Genomic DNA, 6124 nt, shown 5'->3' with positions numbered 1-6124 from the left:
CGCCGTGCCCGCCCGCGTCGTCCACGACCTGCGGCCCGGGACCGGGCCCGTCCGCGTCACGCTGATCGCGATCGACCTGGCCGCCTACCAGCGGATCGCCCCCGGACGGCTGCCCGCGCACCCGCGCGGCGCGCTGCTGTCCCCGGCCGCCGCCCGCGAGCTCGGCACCGGCCCCGTGACGCTCGGCAGCCCCACCTTCCCGTCCATCCGCGTCGAGCCGTCCGGGCGGATCGACCACTTCCCCGGCGAGCAGCCCGGCACCCCGTTCGTCGTCGTGCCCTACCGGGCGCTGACCGGCATCGAGGCGGTGCCGAGCGAGGTGTTCGTCCGCGGCGACCCCGGCGAGGCCGCGCTGCGCGGCGCCCTCCAGGCGTCCGTCCCCCGGGACGTCACCGGCGGCGACATCTACCAGACCGTCCAGATCCGCCGGGACGTCCTGCGCGGCCTGACCGGCGCCCCGATGGTCGGCGTCGTGCACGGCGCGTTCCGGGACGCCGCCCTGATCGGCGCCGGGTACGGCCTCCTCGCCGTCCTGCTCGTGCTGACCGTCGAGGCCCGCGCCCGCGGCCGCGGCCTCGCCCACCTGCACGTGCTCGGCCTCAGCCGCCGGCAGAGCCGCGCGCTCGCGCTCGTCGAGATCGGGCCGGTGCTGCTGTGCGCGGCGGCCGCCGGGTGGACGCTCGGCCTGCTGCTGCCCCGCATCACCGGGCCCGTCGTCGACCTGGGCCCGTACACCGGCGGCTTCGCCGTCGCCAACCACGCGGTGGACCCGGCGGCGCTGCCCGCGCTGCTCGGCGTCCTGCTGCTCGCCGCCGCCGCGGCGGTGGCCGTCGACCGCGCCTTCGACACCCGCCACGATCTCGCGGGCGTCCTGAGAACGGGGGAGTGAGGGATGAGCGGAGACACGACCGGAGGCACGACCGCGGACAGGACCGGCGTGCCCGACCTGGCGGAGCTGGAGCGCCGCGCCGCGGAGCGGGGTCCCGCCTACGGCGAGGGCGCCCACATCGTCTGCGACAACCTCGTCCGCATCTACAAGACCGACGGCATCGAGGTCGTCGCGCTCCAGGGCCTCGACCTGCTCGTCGACCCGGGCGAGCTCGTCGCGATCGTGGGCGCCTCCGGGTCCGGCAAGTCCACCCTGCTGAACATCCTGTCCGGCCTGGACGTGCCGACCGCCGGCGTCGCCCGCGTCGCCGGCTCCGACCTGCTCACCATGGCGGCCAAGGAGCGGCTCCGGTTCCGCCGCGAGCGCGTCGGGTTCATCTGGCAGCAGACCGACCGGAACCTCCTGCCCTACCTGACCGCCGCGCAGAACGTCGAGCTGCCGATGCGGTTCGCCGGCCGCCCCCGGCGCGCCCGCGCCACCCGCGCCGCGGAGCTGCTCGGCATGCTCGGCGTCGGCGACTGCGCCGGCCGGCGCCCCGCCGAGCTGTCCGGCGGCCAGCAGCAGCGCATCGCGATCGCCGTCGCCGTCGCGAACGAGCCGCAGGTCGTGCTCGCCGACGAGCCCACCGGCGAGCTGGACACCGCCACCGCCGCCGAGGTGGTCGGCGCGCTCCGCCGCGTCAACCGCGAGCTCGGCACGACCACCGTCGTCGTCACCCACGACGCGCAGGTCGCCGAGCGCGTCGACCGCACCGTCGGCATCCGCGACGGCCGGACGAGCAGCGAGGTCCGCCGCCGCGACGAGGCGGACGGGACCCGGGTCGCCGAGGAGTACGCCGTCCTCGACCGCGCGGGCCGCGTCCAGCTCCCCCGCGCCTTCACCGAGGCCCTCGACCTGCGCGACCGCGTCCGCCTCGCCCTGGAGAGCGACCACGTCGGCGTCTGGCCCGACCGGGAGGAGACCGAATGACCGCCCCGATGGTCGCCGTCCAGGACCTCGCCAAGACCTACCGGACCGGCAAGGTCGAGGTCCCCGCGCTGCGCGGCGCCACCTTCACCGCGGCGCCCGGCGAGCTGGTCGCGGTCAGGGGCCGCTCCGGCTCCGGCAAGACCACCCTGCTCAACCTGATCGGCGGTCTGGACGCGCCCGACGGCGGCACCGTCCACGTCGACGGCCGGGACGTCGCCGCCCTCCCCGAGGACGAGCTGCTCGCCCTGCGCCGCGACGTCATCGGCTTCGTGTTCCAGTCCCACGGCCTGGTCCCGGTGCTGTCTGCCGCGGAGAACGTCGAGGTCCCCCTCCGCCTCACCCGCACGGCGCCGTCCGAACGCGACGAGCGCGTCCGCGTCCTGCTCGGCCTCGTCGGTCTCGCCGACCACGCCGAGCAGCGCCCCTACGAGCTGTCCGGCGGGCAGCGGCAGCGCGTCGCCATCGCCCGCGCGCTCGCCAACCGTCCCCGGCTCGTCCTCGCCGACGAGCCCACCGGCCAGCTCGACTCCGAGACCGCCGCCGCGATCATGCCGCTGCTGCGCGCGGTCGTGGCCAGCGAGGGCGTCACCGTCATCGTCGCCACCCACGACCAGGCCCTCCTTGCGCAGGCCGACCGCGTCCTGCACCTGGAGGACGGAAAGATATCCGAACCCGCCTCCCGTTGATCGTCCCGGCGGGCGGGGCATAGATCCGTTCAGGAGGTCGCGCATGGCGACGGTGGTACTGGTCGGGACGCTCGACACGAAGGGCGCGGAGTACGCGTGGCTGCGCGACCGGATCCGCTCGCTCGGCTGCGAGACGGTGCTGGTGGACGCGGGCGTCGGCCCGTCCACGCTCGGCGCGGACGTGCCCGCCGAGCGGGTCGCGCGCGCCGGCGGCGCGTCCCTGGACGACCTCCGGAGCGCCGGTGACCGCGGCGCCGCGGTCACCGCGATGGGCGAGGGCGCCGCGGCGGTCCTGCTCGGGCTCCTGGAGGAGGGACGGGCCGACGCCGTCCTCGCGGTGGGCGGCAGCGGCGGCTCCTCCATCGCGGCGCGGGCCGTCCGCGACCTGCCGATCGGCCTGCCCAAGCTGATCGTGTCGACGATGGCGTCCGGCGACGTCACCCCCTACGTCGGCGCCAAGGACGTCACGCTCACCTACAGCGTCGTCGACATCGCGGGCCTGAACCGGGTGTCGCGGCTCGTCCTCGGCAACGCCGCGGCCGCCGCCGCGGGCATGGCCAAGGCACACGCTGAGGCGCACGCGGAGGCGGCCCCGGAGACCGGCGACCGCCCCCTGGTCGCCGCCTCCATGTTCGGCGTCACCACCCCGGCGGTCGACGCCGCGCGCGAGCGCCTCCAGGAACTCGGCTACGAGGTGCTCGTCTTCCACGCGACCGGCGCGGGCGGCCGCGCGCTGGAAGGGCTCGCGGACAGCGGCCTGCTCGCCGGCGTCCTCGACCTCACGACCACCGAGCTCGCGGACGACCTCGTCGGCGGCGTCCTGTCCGCCGGGCCCGACCGCCTCACCGCCGCAGGACGCCACGGCATCCCGCAAGTCATCGCGCCCGGCGCTCTCGACATGGTCAACTTCGGGCCCCGCGACACCGTCCCCGAACGCTTCGCGGACCGGAACCTGTACGTCCACAACCCGACCGTGACGCTGATGCGGACGACCCCCGGCGAGATGGCGGAACTCGGACGCCGCGTGGCGGCTAAGACCGCCGCCGCGACCGGCCCCGCCACGCTGTTCGTCCCGCTCCGCGGCGTGTCGGCGCTGGACGCGCCCGGCCTGCCGTTCCACGATCCGGAGGCGGACGAGGCCTGCTTCGCCGCGCTCGCGGCCGTCCCCGACCAGCGGCGCCTCGACCTGCACGTCAACGACCCGGCGTTCGGCCGCGCGATGGCCGACCGGCTGCACGAGATGATCACGGAGGTGTCCCGGTGAGACGGCAGGCCGTCCTGGAGCGGCTGCGCGGCACGGTCGCGCGCGGCGAACCGGTCGTCGGCGCGGGCGCGGGCACCGGCCTGTCCGCCAAGTGCGCCGAGGCCGGCGGCGCCGATCTGATCATCATCTACAACTCCGGCCGCTACCGCATGGCGGGCCGCGGCTCCCTCGCCGGGCTCCTGCCCTACGGCGACGCCAACCAGATCGTCGTCGACATGGCCGCCGAGGTGCTGCCCGTCGTCCGCGACACCCCCGTCCTCGCCGGAGTCTGCGGCACCGACCCGTTCCGCGTGATGCCCGTCTTCCTCGACCAGCTCAAGGCGATGGGCTTCGCGGGCGTCCAGAACTTCCCGACGGTCGGCCTGTACGACGGCGTGTTCCGGCAGAACCTCGAAGAGACCGGCATGGGCTACGGCCTCGAAGTCGAGATGATCCGGCTCGCCCATGAACGCGACCTCGTCACCGCGCCCTACGTCTTCGACGAGGACCAGGCACGGGCGATGACCGAGGCGGGCGCCGACGTCCTCGTCCCGCACGTCGGGCTCACCACCAAGGGCAGCATCGGCGCCGGCACCGCCCTCACCCTGGACGAGGCCGTCACCCGCGTCCAGGCCATGCGCGACGCGGCCCACGCCGTCCGCCCCGACGTGCTCGTCCTCTGCCACGGCGGCCCCATCGCCGAGCCCGAGGACGCCGCCTACGTCCTCTCCCGCACCGAGGGCGTCGCGGGCTTCTTCGGCGCGTCGTCCATCGAGCGCCTCCCCACCGAACGCGCCATCACGGCCCAGGTGACCTCCTTCAAGACCCTGGGACGGTCAGGAGGCTGACCAGGCGGTGAGGCCGTCGTTGGTGAGGAGGACGTCGAAGGCGGCGTCGGCCGCGCCGGTGAGGGTGCCGAGGGAGCCGAGGGCCGAGGGCCGGACGGGCGGCGGGTCGGCGCGGCGGTAGCGCATCAGGGCCGCCGTGTAGCCCTCGCCGAGCGGATCGGGGGCCAGCGCGGCGAGGTCGATCGCCAGGCCGGACAGCGTCACGAGGTCGGGATCGAGGGCGTTGACCAGGGCGCCCATGCCGCGTCCGAGGGCTCGCGCCGCGTCCGCCACGGCGTCCATCTCGCGGGAGGCGGGATCGGTCCGGGCCCGGGCCACGATCCGCTCGGCGGCGGTGCGCGGGTCGCGGGGCTGCGGGCGGCGCAGCGAGCGGGCCATGGCGCGGCCGTCGACCGCCAGGTCCCAGCAGCCGCGGGCGCCGCAGGGGCACTCCAGCGCCGGGTCGCCGAACGGCATGTGGCCGAACTCGCCGCCCGCGCCCGTGGCGCCGTCCACGGGACGCCCGTCCACGACGAGGATGCCGCCCGCGCCCACCTCCACGGTCAGGTGCAGGACGGCCCGCGCGCCCGCCCCGGCGCCGCGGCGCGCCTCGGCCAGCCCGGCGAGCGAGGCGTCGTTGCCGACCAGCAGCGGGACACCCGGCGGACGCAGCGGTTCGAGCGCGACGTCTCGCCAGCCCATGCCGGACGCCTGGACGATCGTCGTCCCGCGGACCGTGCCCGCGACGGAGACCGAGACGGCGCGCAGCCGCCGCCCGTGGCGGGCGTGGACGGCGGTGACCCGCCCGGCGAGGAGGCCGACGACGTCCGCGGAGCCGGAGTGGCGGCCTTGCTCGGAGTCCAGAACGCCGCCGCCGAGCTCCACGCACGCCACGCGCCACCGCTCGTGGCTGATGTCGACGACGCAGACGAGCGGCCCTTCGGGATGCGGGGCCAGCACGGGGGAGGGGCGGCCGCGGCCGCCGGTCCGGGGCGGAGCGGCCTCGTCCAGGAGCCGGGCGGCCTTGAGGCGAGCGGTGATCTCGGTGGCGGAACCGCTGCTCAGGCCCAGCGCGCGGGACGCGTCCGCCCGCGTCGCCGACGGGTGCGCGTGGACGAACCGGAGCACGGCCAGCGCGCCCTGGCTGCGCAGCGCCCGCGCCGAGTGGGCCGCCGTGGTCGATCGCATGGTGACATCCTCGCGCGCCCGACTTATCCTCGTGGCACGAGCATATTCGGGAGCGAGGTACGCCATGCCCGTCCAGGCCATCCGGCGGACGTCCGGGACGCTCGCCCTCTACGGGGCCTTCGGCTGCCTCGGCTACCTGCTCACCGGGCTCGGCGCGATCCTGCCCGAGCTCCGGGAGGAGCGCGGGCTGCCGCGCGCCGAGGCCGCGCTCTACCCGTCGGCGTTCGCGCTCGGCTTCGTGGTCGCCATGCTTGTGCTGATCACGCTGGTGGCGAGCGGCCAGCAGTGGGCGATCACCTGCGCCCGCGCCGTCAGCCTGACC

The 6124-nt window shown here is 76.1% G+C and carries 7 protein-coding genes; 6 read left to right on the top strand and 1 reads right to left on the bottom strand.

Going from position 1 to position 6124, the window contains the following annotated elements:
* From E1300_RS50975 to E1300_RS46625, 5 genes are all read left to right on the top strand, one after another.
* On the top strand, window positions 1–889 hold an 889-nt coding region (locus E1300_RS50975), incomplete at its 5' end, for an FtsX-like permease family protein (protein ID WP_207400393.1).
* A gap of 3 nt (window positions 890–892) precedes the next feature.
* Window positions 893–1858 carry an ABC transporter ATP-binding protein gene (locus E1300_RS46640; RefSeq protein ID WP_131763686.1) on the top strand — a complete coding sequence of 322 codons (966 nt, stop codon included), beginning with the start codon at window positions 893–895 and terminating at the stop codon, window positions 1856–1858.
* Window positions 1855–2544: an ABC transporter ATP-binding protein gene (locus E1300_RS46635; RefSeq protein ID WP_242619848.1), complete on the top strand. Its 690-nt coding sequence runs from the start codon at window positions 1855–1857 to the stop codon at window positions 2542–2544. Before E1300_RS46640 ends, E1300_RS46635 begins: the two co-directional genes overlap by 4 nt.
* A gap of 43 nt (window positions 2545–2587) precedes the next feature.
* Complete coding sequence (locus E1300_RS46630) at window positions 2588–3808, top strand: Tm-1-like ATP-binding domain-containing protein (RefSeq protein ID WP_131763685.1); 1221 nt, start codon at window positions 2588–2590, stop codon at window positions 3806–3808.
* The gene (locus E1300_RS46625; RefSeq protein WP_131763684.1) at window positions 3805–4635 is read left to right on the top strand and encodes a phosphoenolpyruvate hydrolase family protein; all 831 of its coding nucleotides are present in this window, start codon (window positions 3805–3807) and stop codon (window positions 4633–4635) included. Before E1300_RS46630 ends, E1300_RS46625 begins: the two co-directional genes overlap by 4 nt.
* On the opposite strand, the gene E1300_RS46620 is transcribed toward E1300_RS46625, so the two are convergent.
* Window positions 4624–5802, bottom strand: coding sequence for an ROK family transcriptional regulator (locus tag E1300_RS46620; protein WP_131763683.1), 1179 nt, complete (start codon window positions 5800–5802; stop codon window positions 4624–4626). The two genes, E1300_RS46625 and E1300_RS46620, sit on opposite strands and share 12 nt — an antisense overlap.
* A 64-nt stretch (window positions 5803–5866) precedes the next feature.
* Between E1300_RS46620 and E1300_RS46615 the strand changes: the two genes are divergently transcribed.
* Window positions 5867–6124: hypothetical protein (locus E1300_RS46615; protein ID WP_207400392.1), on the top strand; the 258-nt coding region annotated here is incomplete at its 3' end.

Source organism: Actinomadura fibrosa, assembly GCF_900659615.1.
Classification (GTDB): domain Bacteria; phylum Actinomycetota; class Actinomycetes; order Streptosporangiales; family Streptosporangiaceae; genus Spirillospora; species Spirillospora fibrosa.
The sequence above is the reverse complement of the archived record's forward strand: the minus strand, read 5'-3'. Positions and strand labels throughout refer to the sequence as shown.